The sequence below is a fragment of the Pseudomonas sp. S3_E10 genome (assembly GCF_054667615.1).
Map to the genome: position 1 here is coordinate 5,801,216 of NZ_CP162743.1, position 22,158 is coordinate 5,823,373.

General features: G+C 52.7%; 18 protein-coding genes. 6 read left to right on the plus strand and 12 right to left on the minus strand.

The genetic code is table 11. The annotated features are described in order from the left end of the window. Positions 1-23: 23 nt before the first annotated feature. Positions 24-2,249 carry a Mov34/MPN/PAD-1 family protein gene (locus tag AB4N98_RS26595; RefSeq protein WP_460149078.1) on the minus strand — a complete coding sequence of 742 codons (2,226 nt, stop codon included), beginning with the start codon at positions 2,247-2,249 and terminating at the stop codon, positions 24-26. Next, on the minus strand, positions 2,246-3,436 hold the full coding sequence (locus AB4N98_RS26600) for a ComEC/Rec2 family competence protein (protein WP_460149079.1): 1,191 nt from the start codon (positions 3,434-3,436) through the stop codon (positions 2,246-2,248). The genes AB4N98_RS26595 and AB4N98_RS26600 overlap by 4 nt, the downstream gene beginning before the upstream one ends. A 130-nt stretch (positions 3,437-3,566) precedes the next feature. Between AB4N98_RS26600 and AB4N98_RS26605 the strand changes: the two genes are divergently transcribed. Together AB4N98_RS26605 and AB4N98_RS26610 are read left to right on the plus strand one after the other, a co-directional pair. Further along, positions 3,567-4,442, plus strand: a complete 876-nt coding sequence (locus AB4N98_RS26605; protein ID WP_460149080.1) for a WYL domain-containing protein — start codon at positions 3,567-3,569, stop codon at positions 4,440-4,442. After that, positions 4,435-4,974 carry a hypothetical protein gene (locus AB4N98_RS26610; RefSeq protein WP_214510402.1) on the plus strand — a complete coding sequence of 180 codons (540 nt, stop codon included), beginning with the start codon at positions 4,435-4,437 and terminating at the stop codon, positions 4,972-4,974. The genes AB4N98_RS26605 and AB4N98_RS26610 overlap by 8 nt, the downstream gene beginning before the upstream one ends. A 70-nt stretch (positions 4,975-5,044) precedes the next feature. On the opposite strand, the gene AB4N98_RS26615 is transcribed toward AB4N98_RS26610, so the two are convergent. The 9 genes from AB4N98_RS26615 to AB4N98_RS26655 all read right to left on the minus strand — a co-directional run bounded on the left by AB4N98_RS26615 (position 5,045) and on the right by AB4N98_RS26655 (position 16,700). Further along, on the minus strand, positions 5,045-6,223 hold the full coding sequence (locus tag AB4N98_RS26615; RefSeq protein ID WP_460149081.1) for a hypothetical protein: 1,179 nt from the start codon (positions 6,221-6,223) through the stop codon (positions 5,045-5,047). Between the two features lie 63 nt (positions 6,224-6,286). Next, positions 6,287-7,018 (minus strand): hypothetical protein, encoded by a 732-nt coding sequence (locus tag AB4N98_RS26620; protein ID WP_460149082.1) that lies wholly within the window; start codon positions 7,016-7,018, stop codon positions 6,287-6,289. Positions 7,019-8,247: 1,229 nt separating this feature from the next. After that, positions 8,248-9,101 (minus strand): IS5 family transposase gene (locus tag AB4N98_RS26625; RefSeq protein WP_460149083.1). Its coding sequence is split into 2 segments (ribosomal slippage): positions 8,248-8,757 and positions 8,760-9,101, totalling 852 coding nucleotides; the frame shifts between segments, so codons are not numbered across the junction. Positions 9,102-9,239: 138 nt separating this feature from the next. Then, complete coding sequence (locus AB4N98_RS26630) at positions 9,240-10,565, minus strand: alginate export family protein (protein ID WP_460149084.1); 1,326 nt, start codon at positions 10,563-10,565, stop codon at positions 9,240-9,242. A gap of 601 nt (positions 10,566-11,166) precedes the next feature. Then, positions 11,167-11,643: an aromatic-ring-hydroxylating dioxygenase subunit beta gene (locus AB4N98_RS26635; RefSeq protein WP_460149085.1), complete on the minus strand. Its 477-nt coding sequence runs from the start codon at positions 11,641-11,643 to the stop codon at positions 11,167-11,169. Beyond that, complete coding sequence (locus AB4N98_RS26640) at positions 11,644-12,927, minus strand: aromatic ring-hydroxylating oxygenase subunit alpha (protein ID WP_460149086.1); 1,284 nt, start codon at positions 12,925-12,927, stop codon at positions 11,644-11,646. A gap of 165 nt (positions 12,928-13,092) precedes the next feature. After that, positions 13,093-14,517, minus strand: a complete 1,425-nt coding sequence (locus AB4N98_RS26645; RefSeq protein WP_460149088.1) for an APC family permease — start codon at positions 14,515-14,517, stop codon at positions 13,093-13,095. A 579-nt stretch (positions 14,518-15,096) separates the two neighbouring features. Beyond that, positions 15,097-16,197: an amidase gene (locus AB4N98_RS26650; RefSeq protein ID WP_460149089.1), complete on the minus strand. Its 1,101-nt coding sequence runs from the start codon at positions 16,195-16,197 to the stop codon at positions 15,097-15,099. Beyond that, positions 16,194-16,700: a nuclear transport factor 2 family protein gene (locus AB4N98_RS26655; protein ID WP_460149090.1), complete on the minus strand. Its 507-nt coding sequence runs from the start codon at positions 16,698-16,700 to the stop codon at positions 16,194-16,196. Before AB4N98_RS26655 ends, AB4N98_RS26650 begins: the two co-directional genes overlap by 4 nt. Positions 16,701-17,183: 483 nt before the next feature. Here AB4N98_RS26655 and AB4N98_RS26660 point away from each other — a divergent pair, with 483 nt between their 5' ends. The 4 genes from AB4N98_RS26660 to AB4N98_RS26675 all read left to right on the plus strand — a co-directional run bounded on the left by AB4N98_RS26660 (position 17,184) and on the right by AB4N98_RS26675 (position 21,449). Beyond that, positions 17,184-18,323, plus strand: a complete 1,140-nt coding sequence (locus AB4N98_RS26660) for a tyramine oxidase subunit B (protein WP_460149091.1) — start codon at positions 17,184-17,186, stop codon at positions 18,321-18,323. Between the two features lie 53 nt (positions 18,324-18,376). Next, positions 18,377-18,817: a Rid family hydrolase gene (locus AB4N98_RS26665; RefSeq protein ID WP_003232737.1), complete on the plus strand. Its 441-nt coding sequence runs from the start codon at positions 18,377-18,379 to the stop codon at positions 18,815-18,817. A 71-nt stretch (positions 18,818-18,888) separates the two neighbouring features. Further along, the gene (locus AB4N98_RS26670) at positions 18,889-20,193 is read left to right on the plus strand and encodes an NAD(P)/FAD-dependent oxidoreductase (protein ID WP_460149092.1); all 1,305 of its coding nucleotides are present in this window, start codon (positions 18,889-18,891) and stop codon (positions 20,191-20,193) included. A gap of 257 nt (positions 20,194-20,450) precedes the next feature. Beyond that, positions 20,451-21,449, plus strand: a complete 999-nt coding sequence (locus AB4N98_RS26675; RefSeq protein ID WP_460149093.1) for a LysR family transcriptional regulator — start codon at positions 20,451-20,453, stop codon at positions 21,447-21,449. Here AB4N98_RS26675 and AB4N98_RS26680 read toward each other — a convergent pair. Continuing rightward, positions 21,433-22,065, minus strand: a complete 633-nt coding sequence (locus AB4N98_RS26680) for a TetR/AcrR family transcriptional regulator (RefSeq protein WP_460149094.1) — start codon at positions 22,063-22,065, stop codon at positions 21,433-21,435. The two genes, AB4N98_RS26675 and AB4N98_RS26680, sit on opposite strands and share 17 nt — an antisense overlap. Positions 22,066-22,158 lie beyond the last annotated feature (93 nt).

The window sequence follows — 22,158 nt, forward strand, 5'->3', positions numbered from 1 at the left end:
AGTGGTCCTGGGTGCTTGGTGAATCAATACACAAAGATCCCTACAGCACCTTTGGCTGCGATCACCATCAGCGCTGGCAATCCTTCAACGCTCATCTGCCTATGCAGGGTACTCAGCAAATTCTCGTCGAGCTCACTCGGGCGAGCCGGACACCCGTCGGGATGCGAATGCCATTCGCCCACATAATCCACCATGCCAGCAGTACGCTTGTGTACTACCTCCAGCGCTTCTGCCTGGCCCTCTTGCCCTCTGATGAAATGGCTCGGACTGGCCTCGCTATCCGGCGGTGCCGGCAAAACGTCAACAATGACAATCGTCTTCGTTTTGAGATCCGTGACGCCGAGGATTGCGCCACCCGTTTCGTTCGGAAGGGCCTTCTGTCGAGCGGTGTACAATTTCTGAACCAGTGACTCGTCGTACTTCACCGTCCAGCCAGATGATTGCGCAGTATGCACTTGCGCGGTGTCGATCTCATGCGCGGTAACCGATCCGGATCGGTCATCTGATTCCCAGACACAAATCCTTGCCTGTGACTTGGCGACCGACTGCCGAAGCTGCCTGGAAAGAATTCCGGCATGACCATGAATAGATTCACCCGACATCCTTACAGAAATGTCACGACAGCCACCACCCACCCAGCGATCCCCCAGAGGCTGGGCCAAGTGCTCATGACCCCACTCGTTTTCCAGTATCGCTCGGTAGTACTGCCCCTCCAGACCATCGATGCGCTGAAGCCTGTCCTGATCTTCGAGAATCATCACGCTTGAGAGACCTGAAGGTGTAACGAACAAGCTCACGGTGCGGGGAACTTCCGGTCTACGGGCGAGCTCACGTGGTGCCTCCAACGTGGTCGTCACATCCACCACGATTTGCGCAACGCTCAACGACAAGGCGATCTCCTCGGTATCCTCAAGTATGCTTTTGGCAATTGCCTTGGGTGGATCCCAATTCGGAAAGATCTCTAAAGCCAGATCCCTCACGACGTTGACCTTTGGCCGGCCAACGTATAAATCGAACGCTATATGGCGGCATAAATTGTGAGGCAACACCCGATCAGGGTCTATGAACGTCCACCGCCCCCAGCCTTGGCGAGTCCATAGATCAGCCAATACGCTACCTAAGGCTCCCACTCCGGCCAGGACGCCTTGGATGTCACTGTTTTCCTCAGGGGTGCCCGATAGATCACGAGCGGCTTTGGCTGTGAGAGCCCTTCGAACTTCTACCGACATGAGCGGGATCAATCGCCAGGCAATACCGCCAACTCCACCGAGGACTACGCTACGGTGACTCAACCCTTTCGAATCGGGTGGCCCCAACATATCCAGGGCCGTTGCGAGGTCAAACAGAGAGACATCCAGCATGTACCCAGCTACGTCAAAGCGTTCAGCCTCGCCGTCGCGTACGCGCGGAATCCAGACAGTAATGAGGACACCTTGGCCTTGGGCGGGAGCAGCAGAAACACCGCCTTCAATGGCGTCGTAAACGGTCGCATGAAGCGACTGATAGAGGTCGCTGCCCCAGCTTACGAGTTGATCATGCAGATCACCCAAGGTCTCTGGATAGCGAGCCAACGTTGGCGATCCCACAGGATTGACCACCATTGAGACCATCCTGACCAGCTTCGATTGGTCGCCTGGCCGAGTGGGATCGGCCCTCAAGATGATCGAGTCACCGACATCCACTTTGCAAATGGTCAACGTGTTGCTACCCGATTTTGCGTAATCGGTATAGTTAGAAGGCAGGATAAGCTGGTAAGGGCTCATGTAAAAAAGCTGCTCAACCGGCTGATCACTTCGGTGCAGTTTCAACAGTGCAGACTCTCGCAGCCACCAGAACATTCGAGCGATGAAACGCTCCGGCGTCCAGGTTCGCTCGACCGTCGACCAATTGCTGTCGTACAGACAAAGCACCCTAGCCCCGCCAGGGGAAGGTGGATGCTGGTGCGACAGCACAGGGAAGTCTTTGCGCAGTGTGTAAACCACTACAGGCACGCGGAAGTCGGGGTTTACACCGACCGCCAATCGCTCGCGTCGCCTGACTCCTCCGAGATTGCCCGAATCCACTGTACCGTCGCCGGCATCGATGACAATGTATTCGCTGATTATCGTCCCTGGTTTGTCCTTCCTGATTTCTCGAACGTCGGTGTAGGGACAAGCCCGTAAAGCTTTGAGGAGTGCCTGGGTCTGGGGATAGAGGTGATCCTCCTCTGCACCGTCCAAAACCTCACCGAGCTCGTAGTAATCGATCATTTGAACTTGCCAGCGCGTGGCGGAATCGACGCCGCTACGGAACTCGGTACCGCTCCAGCAAGCGCTGCAGCAACGGCCAGCAGTTTGACCTTACCATCCGACCGAACCTCGAAGTCCATGCAAGCCTTATCACCGAGATCCCCAGTGCAAGAGAACCAACCATCAACTTCGTCCAGGATGTCCTGATACTCACGCTTCGCCCGGATGCAGGGCGGATCGCAATAATCGTCGAGAATCTCAACACTGCTGGAAACGATCGTTGCGCCATTGCGCGCCTGGCTCAGGGCGTGGCGGGCATCCCACCTTACCTTGGCGTTCTCGCCCTTGCCCGACCAGCTGTCCCAAGAAAGCGTGTGCCAGGAACAGTGGTGCGGAGCCAGGAGCAGATCATATTCAAGCACCTCGGGCGTGGACTCGTAATGACTCCACATCCGCTCCCAGATCAATACCTCAGCGTCACCGCCAACAAGGAATTTGGTTTTGGTTTGCGAGTAAGCCGACGGCGAGATCTGAATATTCATGATCACGCTCGATTCGTTTTTCGTCAGGTCTTCTTCAAGATCCGCATCATCTTCATGCGGTGCCGGTGCAAGCAGGTGCGAGGTGAAAAACTGCGGAAGGTTTTCACCCGCGATCTGGCTGAAAGTCTGGCCGGCTTTAACCAAGATTGGGCCAAGGTCGTCAGTCTTCCCCTGGTTGTCTTCGCCCATGATGCGAATTCGGTTCCCATCACCTGCAATGCGATAATTGCGCCAGTAGGTCACTCGCCGCCGCGCTTCTTTATCGAAAGCTTTCGCGTCGTCACAGAGGATGTGGTTCTTCGAACTCCGGCGGAATACCAGAGGCGACGACCACATTTCACGGATCAAAATCCGCCTCTCCCAACGATCCTTGCCGTCGTCAGGGTAGTCCGCAGGATCGCCAAGCCAGAAGTGATTTCTCAGGCCAGCACAATGGTCTTGGTCGGGATGACTCAGGAGGAAGGCGTTGACGAATGGGCGGTCTTTGGCATCCCACTGCAGCCGCTCTCGCAATGCCCTGCCCACGTCAGGAGTGTCATCGTCCGGGTTGTCCGCGGCCTGGCGGATCCGCGAGTCAATCAGAATGGTGGTGACCAACGTATCGGCCAACCGAATCAACGTCATGTCACCGGTACCCACTTGGAAAAACGTCACCTTGGCAGCCATATATCCCTCCCCGGGCACTGGGCCATCTTTGAGAAACGCTACAGATACGGTAAGATACGTATAGAAACTCAACCCGTCTAGATACTATGCGAATATTTTTTATACCCATTACCGACCAGGCTGATTTCAGATGACTGCTACCGCTACTCGTACCGGACGCTGGGGCCAGGAACGCCGCCTTGAATTTATCGATTTTCGGCTGCTGTGGGAGCGAAAACTCAATCGCTCAGACCTGACCATTTTTTTTGGGATTTCTGTTCCTCAAGCGTCATTGGATTTCGCGACCTATCAGGAACTCGCCCCTGACAACATGGCCTACGACCGAACGCTGAAAGCGTACGTGGCAGGCCCTGACTTCAAACCCGTCCTGACCAACCCGGATCCAGCGCACTATCTAAATGAGCTACAGCAGCGTGGCATTGGCAATATCGCCCCAACAGATAGTTTCATCGGTTGGGCGCCCCCAGTGGCGAGCCTACCGTCCCCCATGAGGCAGGTTGATCAACAGATCCTGATCAAGCTGATCAGGGCGCTCCAGGCAGGCGAGGCAGTGGATGTCGACTATCGGTCAATGACCAATTTCGACGAGCCAGCTGTTCGGACGATCTTCCCCACATCGTTCGCCCATGACGGCTTTCGTTGGCACACCCGCGCCTTCTGCTTCAAGTCAGGGATATTCAAGGATTTCGTTTTGGGTCGCATCAATGCCCTGAAGGCTTCGTTCGCCCCTCCTTCAGAGGTGCCAGAGGACGTTGAATGGGAGACCTTCATCGATGTGGTGATCGGCCCGAATCCGAGCTACCCACCACAAAAGCAAACGGCGATCGAGCACGATTACCAGATGGTGAATGGCGAAGCTCGACTTAGGGCTCGCAAGCCACAGTTGTATTACCTAAACCGCCGGCTGAACCTGAACGTGAAGCCAGGCGACCCGGTCAGTGAGCATCAGCAAATTGTGATGCTTCGGATTGAGAATGCTCACAAGGAGTCAGCAGCAGATGAGTGAAACCACTCCAGCCAAGCCAAAGACAGATCTGACGATCGTCATCATCATCTATCTGCTGGCACTTCTGGTCTTCGCGACCTACTCCATCGGTGCGATGGCTCTGGGTTGGCTTTCTGAGCCCTATAGGCCTCTGAGAGTGCCGTTGATGTGCGGCGCAATCGCCTACGTTGGCGGAGCCCTGTACTGCTTCCGTGCGATCTACCTCAACAAGTGCGTCCACAAGCGCTGGGATCCGGACTGGCACGTCTGGTATTTCATCCGCCCCATCACCAGCACAATCGCCGGAGCGGTGAGCTACCTCTTCTTGAAGGCAGGCTTGCTGGTACTGGAGTCGACCGCGAACGCCGGAGCAAGCGAAATTGGATTTTTCGCACTGGCCTTTATAGCTGGCTTCAACGTCGACAAGTTTGTGGCAAAAATTGAGGAGGTCGCGAAGGCGGTGTGGGGCATTGATAAAACTCGGAGTGGACAGACTCGGGCTGGTGAGACGGAGCCTGCCAAACCTTCCACTCCAACCTCCCCTCAAGCCTGAATTAGGTTCTTGCTTGGGAGTTTAATGCGGCGGCTCGCTTCCTGCCTCCGAGACTTCGCCAGTCAGCAACTCAAAGCAGGTTCGGCAGGAGAATCTTCAGCTGCAGGAAGACAAACCACACGAAGCAACCACCACTGGCCAAGAACAGGCCAATAAGAGTGAGCCGACATAAGGGGCGCATAGTGTTTTGCCACTGGGCCACAATACGAGTGAATGTCAGCGCTGAAGCATCGGTGCGGAACAGGTAGATGAAACCTTCTGCATACGCCGATACTACCAAATTTCGAGGGGTTGATAACCGCGATTGAAAATCCAGTGAGTTGTCGAACCAGCGCACTACCAAGTCGCCCTCCTTGCCTACCTTAGCCATTTCCGCCTCGCTCTCATTCATGACGCTCAAGTGGAGGTTACGCAGAGGCGTATTACGTGGGCACATTCGATGTCCCGGCATGAATTTTTGGAATTCGTTCGGTTTGAATTCTTCTCGCCAGATCGCTGTCGATGTCAGTCTGGCGTACTCATCAAGTGCATACTCGATCCGTGCGGATGCGAATTCACCAAAGCCGCCGTAGGCTGGGATTTCACCATGCCGAGTGATGTCAAGCGCAAGCTGGTCTTTATAGGACTCTGGTTCAATCCCGCCCACATCCAGGTCATAAGGTTTAACGCTCCACCAGCGTCGTAGCTCATCCTCAACAAGCGCGAGCAGCCAGCGCCGTCCCTCAATGCCAAGGTACTCCTCCTTCCCAGCAAGCGTGCGCTTTAGCAGAACCGGGCATTTCCACTCGAACCAGATAACCGCTAACAAGTAAAAGCCCCCGCCCACCAGCAACCAGCTCAAAGGCCCGACCGCGGCTTCTGCGCCCTTCAATGGCGGAGCTGCCTGAATGAATGCGGCGACCAAGCCCCCCACCGCTGCGAGCTTGATACCGGCGCCTGACTTCATCCGCGACCAAAACGACCAACTCGTCATTTGCCGAAACCGGTGATACGCCATTTCCTGGCGCGTGTTGCGTCGCTCAGCCAGGGCGGGCCTGTAGACCTCTTCATTCGGGAATTCATCGCAAAACCAGGAAATCCAGCTGAACTCAAACCGCTTCTCCCGACGCTTGTAACGACGGTGCTCTTTTTCCGATTCCGCTATCCGCCAGCTCATCTCATCGGTGAGCACGAAGGCCTTTTTAGGCTTGATTGAGTCGTTTTGGTTGTTTTGGTTTTCAGGTTCTGTTGGTTGGTTTTCAGCTGACAATGTGCTGCTCCTTGTCTGTTTGCTTCCTCGGGCTATGAAAGCAGGCGGTTCACAGCAAGCAAGTTAACGAACCAGATCAATGTCCTTGGCGTATACGAAGCCTTCGGTGGTGGTGATGGGTACGTTGGACGGGCTGCAAAAAACGTCGTGTTTGCCAATGTTGTTTTCAGAGCGATAAGACCAGTCGAGCTCCTGGATTACCTTCTTTTCGCGAAGCTCTGGGATTTCTCGGCATTTGTCTGCAATAGTATTCGTAATGTTGAAAACGAATTTGTACATATCGAATCCGAGTTCGTAGACCCTTCCGTCAAGTCTTAGGCTAGGCTTTTGGCAGAACATTTCGAGGTCTTTCATGAGATTTGCGGCGTAGTCGAAGATCTCAGCGATATAACTCATTTCCCTCTGCACGAATCGCAACTTGGCTTTGTAATTTTTGTTTTTTTCGTCAGGTATCGTGTTATCGATAAATGATTTCACGCTTTTTGCGAGCACTTCTAGTGGTATTAGAAGGTGTTGCGAATGGCTAACGAGAACATTTTCCTCGACCTTGACATGGAGACGAACTTCGTCGACGTCGCCGACATGGTGAAAATAGTTTCTGACAATCCTGAGCATTTTGAATTCTGGAGTGGTTTTGATGCTGCAGTTGAATAGCTCAAGCAGCTTATCAGCCGTAGAGTGGAGGTTATTCAGGTAGGTAAACAGCGTGTTGATGTCCCGCTCTTCAGAATGCCTGATGTCCAACAGTTCGCGCTGGCTGTGAAAATACCGATCAATAAACGTGTACTTCTCCATGTGTCTAGGCTCCACTCCCGGGCTGGATTTCACATCTTATATACTGAGGCGCAAGATTGTTCGAACTCGTGCTCATTCACCCCGTTCTGCGCACAGTCTAGGGCGAGGTAAGCCATGTGTTGGCAACCTTCACGCCGTCCAGTCTGCGCGAGTAGGCCGGGCTATATCCATTCTATTGCATGACCACCACAGCCAATGCCTGTAGGCGGTGACGCGATTTTTGGACTGCCCCGGCCCCTGTAGACATTTTCCAGCCTCAAAGTGAGGCACTATCGAAGGCCTCAGGGCTGACGCCGCCCAGGTGACTGTGACGACGCGGTAAATCGCTTCAATGTAGCCGCCTGCGCAGAGTCTGTCCTCTGCGCGACAGGCTCATCCGAGATGCGACGGACGCAACTTCACAACTCCGAGCGGCACCTTTTTGACTTGGTGCCCAGCAAGCCTCTCAAACGGGTAGATTGAGGTCTGCGATGTACTTGCTCATGTGCTTATGGATCAGCATGCGACTGAAGGCGACATAGGCTTCCTTGGGATCGAGAAACGAGACCAAATCTTCCAGATCGGCGCCAGGGTCTCTGTGTCCCTCTGTAGTGGTCAACTAATCCCGGACACGACGTTAAGTTTTTCCTCGGCCTGGGCTGGCGCTAATCCGCGAAACCGTTGAAACGCGAGCAGCGCGCACCCAGATATTCGTGACGTCTTCCTGTGACATGCGTGGGCGACGTCAGGGGCCTGCCAAAGGGCTGCACAGATTGCTCGTGACGACTGATGTCAAAGTTTGGTTCAGCGAGGAGGACCTTGGCCTCGGCGGACCGCGGCAATCAAACACCAGCGCTAGAGGCTCGCAAGCCTGAATTAATGCTTGAATGCCAAGTCATCAAGGGCGACTGTCTAAAAAATAGTGCCCTCAAGAATGAGGGCACCTCCACCAAGGAGCGAAGTGAAACTATTCCAGCCTCCACCCGGCTGAATGACTTAAAGCGATTGACTGGTTCCGATCACTGACTGCGTTTTACTCATGACCATCAGCTTTACGGCCTATTACGACAACCTCAGGCGGTCGGGTTCTGTAAAAACCCGTTTTTGCTGAAGTCTCATATTCCCAGTTGGTTACTTATTTCATGCTTTTCTCTGGTCAAGCTATGGCGCCAAAGATGCCCAGAAATTTTTCCAAGCCGAACCCGGCGATCAAACCCATGGGCTATCGCGTTTATGGGCACATACCTTGTCTAGGCACTGTACGAAAAGTAATGTCGCAAACACCGCATAGCACAAGCTAACGAGACCATCGCTGCATAACTTTTCGCGAGCTTGTCGAAGCGTGTGACGATGCGGCGGTTTTCTTTCAGCCAGCCGAACATGCGCTCGATGATGTTGCGCTGCCGGTATTTTGGCCGATCAAACAAACGAGGCAAACCGGGCTTGGGTTTGCGTTTCATGGATCGCAGAGGGATTACCGGCTGCATCCGGTAACGGTCACAGTAGCGACGCAGAGCCTCAGCATCGTAGCCTTTGTCGGCCAAAAGCCAGCGACATCGTTTGCGAGGACGACCGCGCAAACTGGGGATATAGGCTTCATCGAGCAATGGCTGGGCATACGAGATATCACTCGCTTGTCCGCCCGAAAGTAGAAAACGCAGCGGTATGCCGTTGGCGTCGCAAAGCATATGAATCTTGGTCGTCAGGCCTCCGCGACTGCGGCCTAGCGCATGGTCTGAAGGTTCATCAGGCCCCCTTTTTTCCCGGCGCCTGATGAAGCTCGGGTTGCGCGTATAGCTGTGGAATCGATCATCCATGTTTCCGGGTCGATCAACCCTTGCTCGTTCAGCTTAATGTGCAGCCGCCTGAGCATCAGGTCGAACGTTCCTTGGTTACGCCAATCCCGAAACCGTTGATAGACCGTTGACCAGGGCCCGAAGCGCTCGGGCATGTCGCGCCATGCGGCGCCTGAGCAAAGCACCCAGAGCACGCCATTGAGCATCAAACGATCATCGGCTCTCGGCCGACCATTGCGCCGGGGTTGTTCAAAGAGGTCAGCAACTAGCTCCCAGGCTGCATCGGGAATTTCGTACCGTTTCACCATCGTGGCCTCATGCCTTCGATGGGCGCGAACTTTACCGAATATCAGTGTTCAGGTGCGGTGACCGCGGTTTCAAAGGATTTCGTACAGAACCTAAAGGGTCAGGGTCGAAAACGGGTGAGTTTAGTCACCCGCAAGAGATCAAAATGTGGTAGCAAACACCAACTGGGTGTACACATTTGTATCGTTGTTACCCAACTGCGTCCCCCCCTGCTCTGTGCTCTTGTCTGGCTGGTAGATGCCTAACAACGGCAAAACGGTCAAGTGCTGATTAGCGCGCCATTCGGCATACAAGTCGAATTCATGCCCATCGGTGTTACGCATGTTACGATCGATAGTGTCGTAATTGAAGTACATGGCTCCAAGGGTCAGGCTTTCCAAAGGAGAGACCTTGAACGTGACGTTCTGGATACGAGCATTATTATTGAAGGGGCCAGCATAGTTACTTGCCACTTCACCCTGGAACCATGTGCCGTAGCCACGACCCGTTCCATAAAACAAGGTGTCGTAACCCTCTGAAAAGCGGCTGTAGCGATAGCTGGCGCTCGGCTTCCACATAGCATCAGCAAAGGTCCACCCTGCTTCCAGATACCAAGCGTCCTCATTCGCCGCATTCGGTTTGTTTTGCCTGGCGTATTCACCCGACAAAAACAGGTTTTCCACGCCCGCATTACCCACTGCGCGCACGCTGTAGGTCTTCATGCCGTCACGCTCAAGCTGCAGGGGCGATGCGTACTGTTCAGCAATTTTAGTGGTGTTGACGTACGTCAGGCCAACCGTACCGGCTGCAGCCACGTGTTCCAGCGTACCGACGTACATCTCGGTATTGGCCTGAGAGGGGTTATCGGATTTAAGCCACATCAGATCGCCACGCCAGCCCTCTTTACCGCCAATGCGTAACACGGCTGTCTTATCGAATGCTTTACGGGCAGCCACGTAGAAAGCACCTCCACGATTGTACTGTCCGTCGCCGAGGCCGCGACCCGCACTGAAGGCGTCGCCCTGAATAAGGAAGCCGTCGCCCACTGCAATATTCTGTCGACCGAATGAAAAGTCGATGCCGTCTTTGCCAAGAGCTTCAAACAGGTTGCCCGAACGCCATCCCAGATAAGCATCTTCAATCTTGGTGGTGCGTTCAGATCCATCTGTGTAGCCTGCAGCGTCGCCGTCCCCCCAGGTGGCCGAACTGACGAGTGAGAAGGCACCATAGGCCGTCCCTGCGCCTCGCAATCCCTGATCGCCGCTCACGCCATACTTGATGTAGCCCTCTCTCCATGAGGACGACCCCTGTGTTAACCGGCCAGAGGCTGGATAACTTTCACGACTGTGGAAAACGCCAAAAACCGCATCCAGGTTAGCATTGAGATGGGTGTCATCTCGGGAAAAAAGCTCGTAAGCGCCCGCGGGATTTGTTGTATTGAATAGTGCAGCGAGCGTAAAAAATTGAAGCAGGGAATATAGACGCATGGTTGCATTTCCATTTTTTTTATTGGGTTGAGCGATACATTAAATGGGCTATTCCTCACCTGCATTTAAATGCCGCCAGGATTCTGCAGTCGTTGGGGTAGTCAATGCGAACTACTGATTAATAGTTGCACAGTCTATTTTTTAAGCATCTGTTACGTTTTTCTAAGTTTCACCTCCTTGCGATAGCTTGCTTGAATAAATCTCTGCTAGGGCTGATATGAAAATTATTATCTGTACAGCAATCGCCTGAGTCTGACGTGGTTTTTGTAGGGAGTTTGCCAAGTATAAGAAGCGCTAAAATCTTAACTGTGCTGACTCAACATAAAATACGTTTCTCTGCAGAGACTGATATTTAAATCTATAACCGACACCCCCAGCAGACTTTGCGACCGTCAGCTCGATAATAGAGAAAGGATTGCTTGTTATGCGTGAGCACTCACGCTCTCAACCACTACCCAACACAATGCCTTGAACCCTTAACTGTTCAGTCCCTACAAGAAGCCTTCCGATCAAAACGCTTGGCGAGTGTCAGAAGGCACCACTGTTATAGTCGGCAGACACAGTGCGGGCACTACTCGTCTCCGGCACCCGAACTTTTAACTTAAAGTATATAACCTATCCCAGCGAGCGCGTCGTCAGCGTTGATCAAACGAATCAACTTACGCTGAATCTTGAAAGTGTCACTGACGCGATCAAGCTCGTAGACGAGGTCCGCGCTGTAATGTTTGAGCGAGTCCTTACGGAATTCGCGCAAGTTTTGCGCGCAACGGACTGTCACTTTTTCATCGCTTTCGAACAGCACACGAAAACGTGACAGGGTACGCACGGTACGCGGCTGCGGGCTGGTGGAAATCGACTCACCTCCGGTCAGACGCTGGATTCGTAACTGACGCATGTGATGATCGTCATAGGCGTAGTTGAGGGTGTTTTCGAAGTCTTCTTCCTTGGGATTGATCGGGATAATGTAAGTACCCTTTTCGTTCCACAGGCTCAACCAGCTGTCGAATTCGCCATGGTCGAGCATGTCGCCTTCAGCCCATATAAAAGCGGTGACTTGATTCAGTAATCGCAGGTTCATTTACTTAGTCTCTACCGTCATCATCTTTTTCCACTGCTGGTAAGCAGCGCGCATGCCGGTCTCGGCGCTTACGTCGCTGACCAGCCCGTCTTCGGTCGGTTTCTCACCCGGCAGGCCACGGTTCAACATGATCCACAGGTCTTCGCCAGCACTGGCGCCTTTCTGCACACGCTCCCATGCTTCGGAATCGTCCGGAGTACCAAAGCCCATCGGCCCCTGGAAGTGCTCATGCAAACGCAGGCGGTAGCGGTTGGCTATAGCAGGGCCGCCGTCCATGGTGATTACCGAGTGATGAATTTCTGTCTCTGTCACCGATATCGGTTGCAGCGCGCGGAAAAACGCCATGGAACAGGCAACGTTGGGGAACAGGTTAAGATTGAAACCCGAGCCACCGACAGCACGAACAATACGGCGCACTTGCTGCTCTTCGATACCGTCTTCGCGCAATTGCGCAGCAAGCTCCTCGAAGCGCTCCGGAATCGGTTTGTCGAGATCGGCTTCAAGATCCACCAGGTCGGGGATCATCACCATTACGCTGTGCCCGTTACCAAGGTCTTCGACGTAACCCGGCCCTTCAACGAAGTCGAACAGTTTGAGGGTTTGCTCATCAACCGATGCCAGGAATGACTTGTGCACCAGCGGGAAGTGGTAAGCGTCTGTGGTATTTTCCAGCTGGATTTTCCAGTTGCCCGGAAAGCGAAAACGGTGCTCGCCTGGGACCTTGATCGGGTAACCGGCGCCCTGTTTCATGAACAGGTCGATCCATTTCTTGGCAGGCCCGAGGAAGTCGACCAGTGGTTCGATGTCATCCTTGAGAGTGGCAAACAGCATGCCCGCATATTCTTCAACACGCAGGCTGACCAGAGGCAACTCGCCCTTATCCAGGCAATCACCGTAGCTTTCAGGGCTCGGCACGCCACGCAGTGAACCATCCAGCGCGTAACTCCAGCCGTGATATGGGCAGACAAAGCTGTTGGTCTTGCCCTTCTTGTGTTCGCATACCGTAGCGCCGCGATGGCGGCAGCGGTTGAGGTGCACATGGACCTGTTTCTTGCGGTCGCGCACCACGATCACCGGCTGCTTGCCGATGTAGGTGCTTTTGTAGCTGCCCACCTCCGGGATCTCGCTGACGTGCGCGACCCAGACCCAGGTACTGTAGAAAATCTTTTCCAGTTCCAAGTCAAACAGCTTGGCGTCGGTGTACAACGACGTGTGCACACGGTCGTGCTTGATCAAGCTTGCGGGCTCCATATCAAGCCCGACAACGTTAATTAAATCGCTCACAATTAATTACCTTTCTATCGCAATGTGACGAGAGTTATTTTGAAATAACCTTAAGCCCGCACCCACAGCTCATCAACCGCCGACCGCGAGAGGTTTATTGTTTTAAAGACAACAAGCGTCAGCCCGCCTGGATCAGGCTTAACGGCGGTGTAGGCATGGCCTATATCATTTGATCCCGGACGAGTCAGCTTTCCTGAAGCGCGCCTTGATTATCCCGTAGAGAAACAAGACAACCAGAAGTAATGGAGTGCCATTGACCCAGGCTGACTCACTGCCCGTTAGCATGCCGTAATTATCGTAGATGAGATAAACGGCAGTACTAAGCCCAGCCAGTGCGAGGAGTGGGCTGACTAACGTTTTAAAATACCGTTTATCGTTGGCTTTTTTGAAGTGAACGACGACCCCCAACGTGACAAATGTCTGAAGTCCTATCAATCCAAGCGTCGACAATGCCACCGTTACGGGAAACAAAAATACAAAGGCATCATAGCCCAGTGAGGACGAGACGATAATGGTCAGTGCAACAAGCACTGTCACAAGCAGACTTGCATTGGCTGGAGATTTTTTCGTTTCATGAATATGTGAAAGAACATTCGGTAAGTGCCTGTCTTTGGCCAAGACTTGAACATACCGCGTCGCAGCATTATGCAGTGACAACAAACAGCAAAAGTTGCTGGTGCACAGCATGAGGGAAACAATTGTCGCCATCGTGCTACCCAAACGAGTCGTGAACAAATTAATGACCAACCCGCCCTTCGCTATTGCTGCCTCGTCCTTGATGGAGTCAAATCCAACCTCACCGATGATCAGCCAGATAATGATCAGGTAGGCGACGCCTACCAAAACGACCGCCAAACGAGTGGCATGCGGAATGGTTTTTGCTGGCTTCCTGGCTTCCATCGCATAAAGCGCGGCGGACTCGACACCGAGGAATGATGCCAGCGCCACCATGAGCCCAACCCCCAGCCCCGGCAACATTATTGCGTCTACCGATATCGCTTGAACCGGGAAGGCGCTAAGACCTTTATCCAAGAATATGGAAATACCCAGTAGAAAAAGCACAAAGAACTCTGCGAGCACCAAAGGCACCAGGATCTTTGCGGCAAAATCAATATTCGCCCGCCCCAGGTAACAGATCGCCCCCACGTATAACACGGTCCATGCTGCCCAGCCGATATCAATACCAAATCCTTGCATGGTCATATTCGTGTAATACCCGGACGCCACTGCAATCGCCGTGGTAATCGCCAGATAAGAGGCTAAGGCAACCCATGCCGCCCCCGCTCCTACGCCCCGCCCAAAGATCACCGTGAGGTACTTGTAAAATGCGCCGGCCCCCGGGATTGCCCGGATTAATTCGCCATAGCCTATCGAGAAAAAAATCATCAGAATTCCCGCCAGCAGGAATGCTCCGGCAAGGCCAGCGCCATTACCGTGCTCAAAAGCGATGGGGGCCGCGGTGAGAACTGCCCCTAACGGTCCTGCGGCTGCAATCACCAATAACGCGATTTTATAAGCACTTAGATTACCTTCTAATTGCTGGCCGCCTGCAGGCACATCTGCAGATAGGGGCTCGGATAGCTCTGTCATCCCAATTCTCCACTCTAATTATTTTATGAATAACGGAAATAAATCGATGCAGCAGCATCCTTGCGGACCAACGCGAGCGCTCCTCAAGCGCAAGCGAAACCTGCCCGCTGCCCCTGAAAACCGCAGCCTGGCTATTCTTTACATCGCTCTTCACTCGTTGCCAAGTTCATCAAACTCTTACCGCGCCAAAGGACGATTACTCAGGAACTCAAACCAATCACTTGTCTTCGATTCATGACCTCTATTCAACGAGGCATCGATGTGAAGTGTATATTCCTGGCCTTGGCAATCGGATTGAATCTGATTCAAGCGTATCCTTCTAATCTTCGACGCGATGTAGATTGCGCATCACATGTAGCCGGGCTCATATGGGTGTACGGCCTTCCGGTATCCTTGCAGTACTTCGTCGCGAAAACGATGACACCGTAAGCGACATTCGTTGTACAGATTGCAACGCTGCAACCTTATGGGTGACATCCCTGATCAGGTCCTTCGTCGCCCGAGAAGGAACTGAGTCACTTTTTAATTGCTCCGTCTGACCCGCGTGCTTGCTGCGCTCGATGACGAACGCTGATTTATTCAAAGGAACGCGCCAGCAATGGCACATAGACGTGCGTCGTCACCCTTTGCTCCGATGAGTTGCAGGCTGGTTTTAATGGAGGAACCCGGATAGGGAATTGGCACACTCAATGCCGGGTGCCCGCTCAAGTTGAACGGCCTGAGGAAGCGCGTCAGATCGATCACCGATTCACCCTTGCATACATCAACCAATAGCGGTGGCAGACGAGGCAAACTCGGAAGGACGAGTGTATCGAAGCGTTCCAGCAAATGGTCTACTTGTTCGCTGAATGCCATGCGCACCGCATGCGCAGCTTGTACGGCTACGGCATCAGTGTTGGCCGCACGCAGTAACCTCGCCTCAATATCGGCACCCAGTAAAGCCTGGCCGGTGTAATGACCATAGGCAGCCCACGTTTCAGCATTAATGACGGTCAATGCAGCTTCGAATGCCCGATCAAGAAGCGGCAGCGTGACGACTTCCCAGGCCCAGCCGCGACGATTCATCTCGTCCCGTATGGCTTGCTCAATCGCAGGATCGCAAGAGACATTGACTAAACCTACCCGGAATTTCCCGAGAGGCTTATGCGCCGAGAAAGTTGAGTCCATTGAAGTCATCGCAGCCACGAGCGTCTCGAGATCACGAGCCATGGGTCCTACAACATCAAGAGAACTGGAAGCCGGATACACACCGTGACGACTCAAACGACCGAACGATGGCTTGAGACCCAAGACCCCACAGCAGGCAGCCGGCATGCGCACAGAACCTCCTGTATCAGTACCCAATGCCACATCCACATTTCCCTGAGCAACGATGACCGCTGAGCCACTGGAAGAGCCACCAGGTATCCGATCCGGTGCCTGTGGATTAATTGGCGTTCCAGCCCACTCGTTGATACCGGTCACACCGAAAGCCAGCTCATGCAGCACAGTCTTGCCAATGATTTGCCAACCATCGTCGAGAAGCGCCTTCACAACAGTTGCATGGTTTTGGGCTGGCGGGGCGTGTTCGAAAGCACGACTCCCACACCGTGTTGGCCAACCTGCCACATCCAAAGAATCCTTGATGGCGACCGTCCGACCTGGCCCCCCGATGCAACCTTCAATGACCAGCGGGATCACAGTGACGCCCCCTGGACATTCTCGAGACGAAAGGCATCAACGCGTTCAGTTGAAAAAGAGGAGATGCGCCAGGCGTCTGCCTCCCAGAGAAATTCCACGCTGAGGGCGGCGACAATTGATCCTGATTGGCCAGACTCGTAGCGACTGAGTTGCTGCATTACCCATCGGCCTTTGGCTTGAAAACCATCGACAGATATCTGCTCACCGGAAAGAAAGTGCATATTTGACAGAAAGTGCGGAGCCGGTGGCAGGTAACTCATGAGCATCTCCACTATCGCTTTGCGTCCGCGTACACGACCAAACTTAAGGGCATACCGAGATCCGACCCCCTGCCAAACTGCGTCCTGGCAGAACAATTGGCCCAGCTCGCTTTCACGTGTTTCAGGCCCGGGAACGTCGCACAAATACATATACCGATTCAGTAAATGGCGAACCGCAGATTCGGCCTCAAGTACCCGAATACGCTCTTCCAGCAGGGAAATGTCAGAAATGGGGGAAATCATGAAAAGGCTCCTGTCGAATCTGCAAAAACAAGACAAGGAAATTACTGACATAGAAATCGGGCCACAATCACAGCAACCAGGGATCATGTTGCTTTTTAGGCAATGATGTTGATCGGTGCTTGACCGGAATAGCCGCTATACCCTGCTAGCGCAAGCGTTGTCATTACCACAACAAGTGTCGCCTCGAATGTCATCGAGTTCAAAAAAACGAACTGTAGGATAAGCGTGGTCTGTTACCTAGTTTAGCTTGAGCGCCAGAACTCATGCCGAATGCTCCAAGGCGGATTTGGAGCAGTTAAGCGCCGAAAAAAGCGCATAACCGTCATGGCTCACCCGATTATTCGAAGGCCCTGCGATTTGGACCGTTCGATTCAGAATGACAACGGCGTTGAAGGTTAGAGCCCAACCGGTCAGATCACGTCCCCGCTGAGAAAGGTTCGTATCAGCGGCAAGAGCAGTATTTCAAAATGAGCATCAACGACTATGCACAACTTACCAAATATTGATTTCATTTACCTCTCCGAACCGGACATGATTCAGGCGGGCGTCACCAATATGGCAGCCTGCGTTGACACGATGGAAGAAATGTTTTCCCTGATGTACCACGGCGACTACCGGATGGCAGGTCCCAATAACAATTCCCACGGATCTGTGGTGGTATTTCCCGAAGACTCACCTTTTCCGGACATGCCCAAACCTACCCCCGATCGACGCTTCATGGCGATGCCTGCGTACCTTGGCGGTCAATTTCGAACAGCCGGGATGAAATGGTACGGATCCAACATCGCGAATAGAGAGAAGGGCCTCCCCCGCTCCATCCTTCTGTTCGTACTCAACGATGCCGATACGGGCGCTCCTCTGGCAATCATGTCAGCGAATCTTCTTTCTGCTTATCGAACAGGCGCCGTGCCTGGCGTAGGCGCCCGCCATCTGGCCAAAAAGAATTCGAAGGTGGTTGGCATCCTGGGTCCAGGTGTGATGGCGAAGACCTCACTTTCGGCATTCGTTGCCGAATGTCCTGAGATTGACACAGTTAAAGTCAAGGGACGCGGCCAAAAAAATATCGATGCGTTTACATCGTGGGTTCGTGAGACTTTTCCGCAGATTGTCAACATTCATGTGGTTGACACCAACGAAGCTGTGGTACGCGACTGTGACATCGTCACATTCTGCAATTCCGGAGCAATTGGTGATGCCTCTGCCTATCCTGTGGTGAAGCGTGAATGGGTAAGCCCTGGTACGTTTCTGTCCATGCCCGCCTTGACGAGTATCGATGAAGGCATGCAGTCACCCGACATCCGCAAGGTTCTGGACAATCCTTCTCTCTACCAGGCATGGCATGAAGAAAATCCCAAGCCAGTGCACAACATCGTGCCAGTAGTGGGCATCCAATTCCTGGATCTGATAGACGAAGGAAAAATGTCACCTGACCAGCTCGAGGATCTGGGCAAGATTGTTGTCGGTGAAGCACTTGGCCGCAAAAACGACGATGAGATCATCATCATGTCGGTCGGCGGTATGCCGGTAGAAGACGTTGCGTGGGGCACCGTGATTTATCGCAACGCCTGCGAAAAAGGCATAGGCGTCAAACTTAATCTCTGGGAAACCCCAACGCTAAGTTGATCCCGCACGGCCACCGCGCCTTCTGAGTTTTCATTGAATATCGGACACTCCACATGAAAGAAGTTATCGACGTTATTAAAGTTAAAACCGGATCCAAGTTTGAGGAGCTGGGTAGCTATTCGCGCCTCATCGCCGTCGGCGATCTGATTTTCGTATCCAATACCGCCGGCCGCAATCCCGCCACAAAGGAAATGCCCGAAGACCCGGCTGAGCAGACCCTTCAAGTCTTGGCCAATATAGAACATGCCCTTTCGGCCGTTGACGCTTCGCTTGGCGATATCGTTGCCGCGCGCGTGTTCATACCGTTTGCGAAGGACATAGATATCGTAATGGCCACCTACGCAGAAAAAATGCGCGGTATTAATCCAACCCTGACGCTGACCAGCCCTCCTCTGGGATCTGAGATATACAAAGTTGAAATTGAAGTCACCGCCTATCGCGGTGTCTCAAAGGCCAATGTCAAAGAAATCACGATTACTCATAACAATACGTGACACTTAGCAGCCTCAGGGCGTAGCGATTCAGTGCACTTTCGATAACGTATACAGTATCAAGGACAAGAAACTTGGCCCCCTCTATCTCTCCCGTTCAGACTTCTGTCGTTCTTCCTGCCGCCACGACAGTGGTGGTGATCGGAGGGGGCATTATCGGACTCACTGCGGCATTGTCGCTGGCAGAACGTGGCATCCCCGTCACAGTACTTGAAAAGGGCCGAATTGCTGGCGAACAATCCTCGCGAAATCTGGGGTGGATCAGGAAAATGGGGCGGGCCAAACTGGACCTCCCTCTTTCAATCGCCGCAGAAAAACTATGGGGCACCATGGCACAACGGCTCAATGCCGATGTTGGCTACAGACAGACCGGTATTTTGTATACCGCCAGCTCAGCCGGGGAAATGGCTTCACATCAAGAATGGTTGAACTCAGTCGCTGATGCCTCGCTCGACTCACGCCTGGTCACGGCGAGAGAAATCGCTGATCTTTCTCCAGGGTGCACCGTCGATTGGGCAGGCGGAATTTATACAGCCTCTGATGGCCGTGCAGAACCTACTCTTGCCAGCAGTGCCATCGCACGGGCGGCTATCGCTAAAGGCGTTATCATCGTGGAGAACTGCGCGGTGCGAACGCTATCCATGTCGGCAGGCAGAGTAAGCGGTGTTGTAACCGAGCGGGGGGAAGTGCGTTGCGATAACGTAATCCTTTCCGGCGGCATGTGGTCGAGACGCTTCCTGGCTACCTGCGGTGTTCCCCTCTTGACGTTACCGGTAGTCGCCTCAGTCCTTCGAACGGCTCCTCTGACGATAGAGGGCATGACTGAAGTCGCAGTAGGCACTCCAGATATCTCTTTTCGCAAACACCAGGACGGCGGATACATCATCACGAACCGGGGAGCTTTCATGGTGCCGATCGTACCTGACAGCTTGCTGATCGGGCATCACTACTTTTCCACACTGCGTTCCCAATGGAAAAACATGAATCTTTCCCTGGGACGAGAGTTCATGACAGAACTGGCCCTGTCGCGACGCAATTCTGACCAAGGTACCTCTGCTTTCGAGCAGAGACGGACAATAGACCCAAAGGTCAATCACGGACTGAATCGGGCTGCATTACGCAATCTCACTGAAGCTTGGCCCGCTTTTAAAAAAGCCACCATAGAGCTCGAATGGGCTGGCATGATCGATGTAACGCCGGACGGCCTCCCAGTGATATCCCCCGTGGATAAAATCCCGGGCTTGACGCTTGCTTCCGGATTCTCAGGGCATGGTTTTGGCACCTCTCCAGCAGCCGGACAACTGGTCGCTGATCTCGTCACTGGCGACACACCCATAGTTAATCCCGCACCGTATCACCTCAAGCGCCAGCACAGCTGATCAAGCCAGGAAATCAGGGGTACCTCAGCAATCAAGAGCTCCATAGAACGTTAAACGTGCAACCTGGAACCTGGAACCTGGAACCTGGAACCGCAAATTTCGGCGCAGACAGAAACGCCCTCTTAGATCAAAAAGCTATAAAAATATTGTAGGTCACTGACCAAAAAAACTAGCCCGCAGTATTGCTTCCCGGCATTCACTAGCATAGATTCGTCAGCATAATAAAAACTTGATGATGCGAACCGTGCGAGGCACCCATGATGAATTCCCAAACTGAGCTTCAAGATCAACGCTTCAAGTATCTGTATTTGAGCTCCAGACTGGGAACCATGCGCGCGGCGGCCGAAGAGCTGGAGCTCGCCGTCTCCTCCATCAGTCGCCAGATTGCGAAACTGGAGTCCGATCTAGGTATTCAGCTCATACAAGAAGGTACACACAGGATCTGCCTGACCGCCGCTGGTCAGGCTGCAGTTGATTATTATGTTGAGCGTATGGGTCATCACAATCAACTTTTGAAAAAACTCGGCCAACTCAAAGAAGGATATTTAAATAGAACCAGCATTGCGGTGGGCGAAGGACTACTTAGTACTCAGGCAATAGGTGAGCTTTATCAATTTTTCAAAGCTAACCGACAATCGCACACTGAGCTGTTGATTGCGCCCTCTCACGAAGTTGAGCGAATGGTCGCTGAAGACGAAGCAGACATAGGATTGGTGTTTTCCCCTACCAAGACCACCAACATCAATAGGCTCCATTCTTTCGATCAACCCATGAGAGCTATTGTCCACCCCGACCATCCGCTGGCGGGCAGATCGATACTCAGTCTTCAAGACCTGGCTGACGAAGATATTGTTCTACCCCCGCCTGAGTACCGGATTAGAGGAATTATTGATCAGTTGCAAAGTGAAAGCAGCGCTCACTTCCAGCCTTACATTACTTCAAACTCACTGAAGATAATGTTGGACCTCTCGCGCAATGGCATAGCCTCGACAATACTCAGTGACTTTCCCGTCATTGATGAGTTATGCAACGGCACATTAAAAGCTATTCCTATCGATTATCACGCATTGAATGTAACACAAGTACAAATTATTTCGCGCCAATCTAGGAAGCTGTCCCCTCTTTCGCGTGATTTGGTGCATTACTTGGCAATGGCGATAAACGCACAGATTCGGCGCATTCGTGATTGCAATAGCAGAAATCCCAATAAGATTTTCTTGGTTCGGAAAAATGCCATAGCTACGGCAGTTGACTAGCCTCTTTTTTTTGAGCGATATTTTCCATGATTCTCCATATGATTGATTTAGCGTCTTGAACTATTCGTTCATAATTCTCTGCATCCGGCCAATCCACCATGTAAAGCACCATAATGCCATCGATATGTAATAGCACTTGGGTTGCGACCCGTTTGATGGTCTCACGCGATGCATCAGGGTAAACCCTGGCAAGGATTGTAGAAAATTTTCGCCTATTGACTCTGTACAATTTACGCTGAAAAAGGCGAGCCTCTAAATCCCGGAGTGCGATCCCCCAGAGCTCGACGAAGATAGCTGTAACATCCAGTCGCATGAGATCGCTAAACAAATAATCCAACACAGCACGCATCTGTTGTTCGGGACTATTATAGGGCTCCATCATTATGAGTTTATAATTTCTCAGATAGTCATTTACGGTATACCTGACTATCTCCAAAAACAGTTGATCTTTGGTCGGAAAAAAATATTGAAGATGACTCAGCGACATATCGACTTTTTTAGCCACGCTTCTCATGCTGAATCCAGCATTTCCTGAGTCGAGAAATACCATCCTTGCCTCGACCAAAATAGCCGTACGCCTCTCTTCAGTCTTTTGATTGTTTTTAGCAACCCTCATTGAGAATTTCCTTTTTACCTAAAAAATCCAACATATTATACAGCACTCTTAATTCGCCTTAAAGCCTACACTTGTTTGCATTCCATACACGCC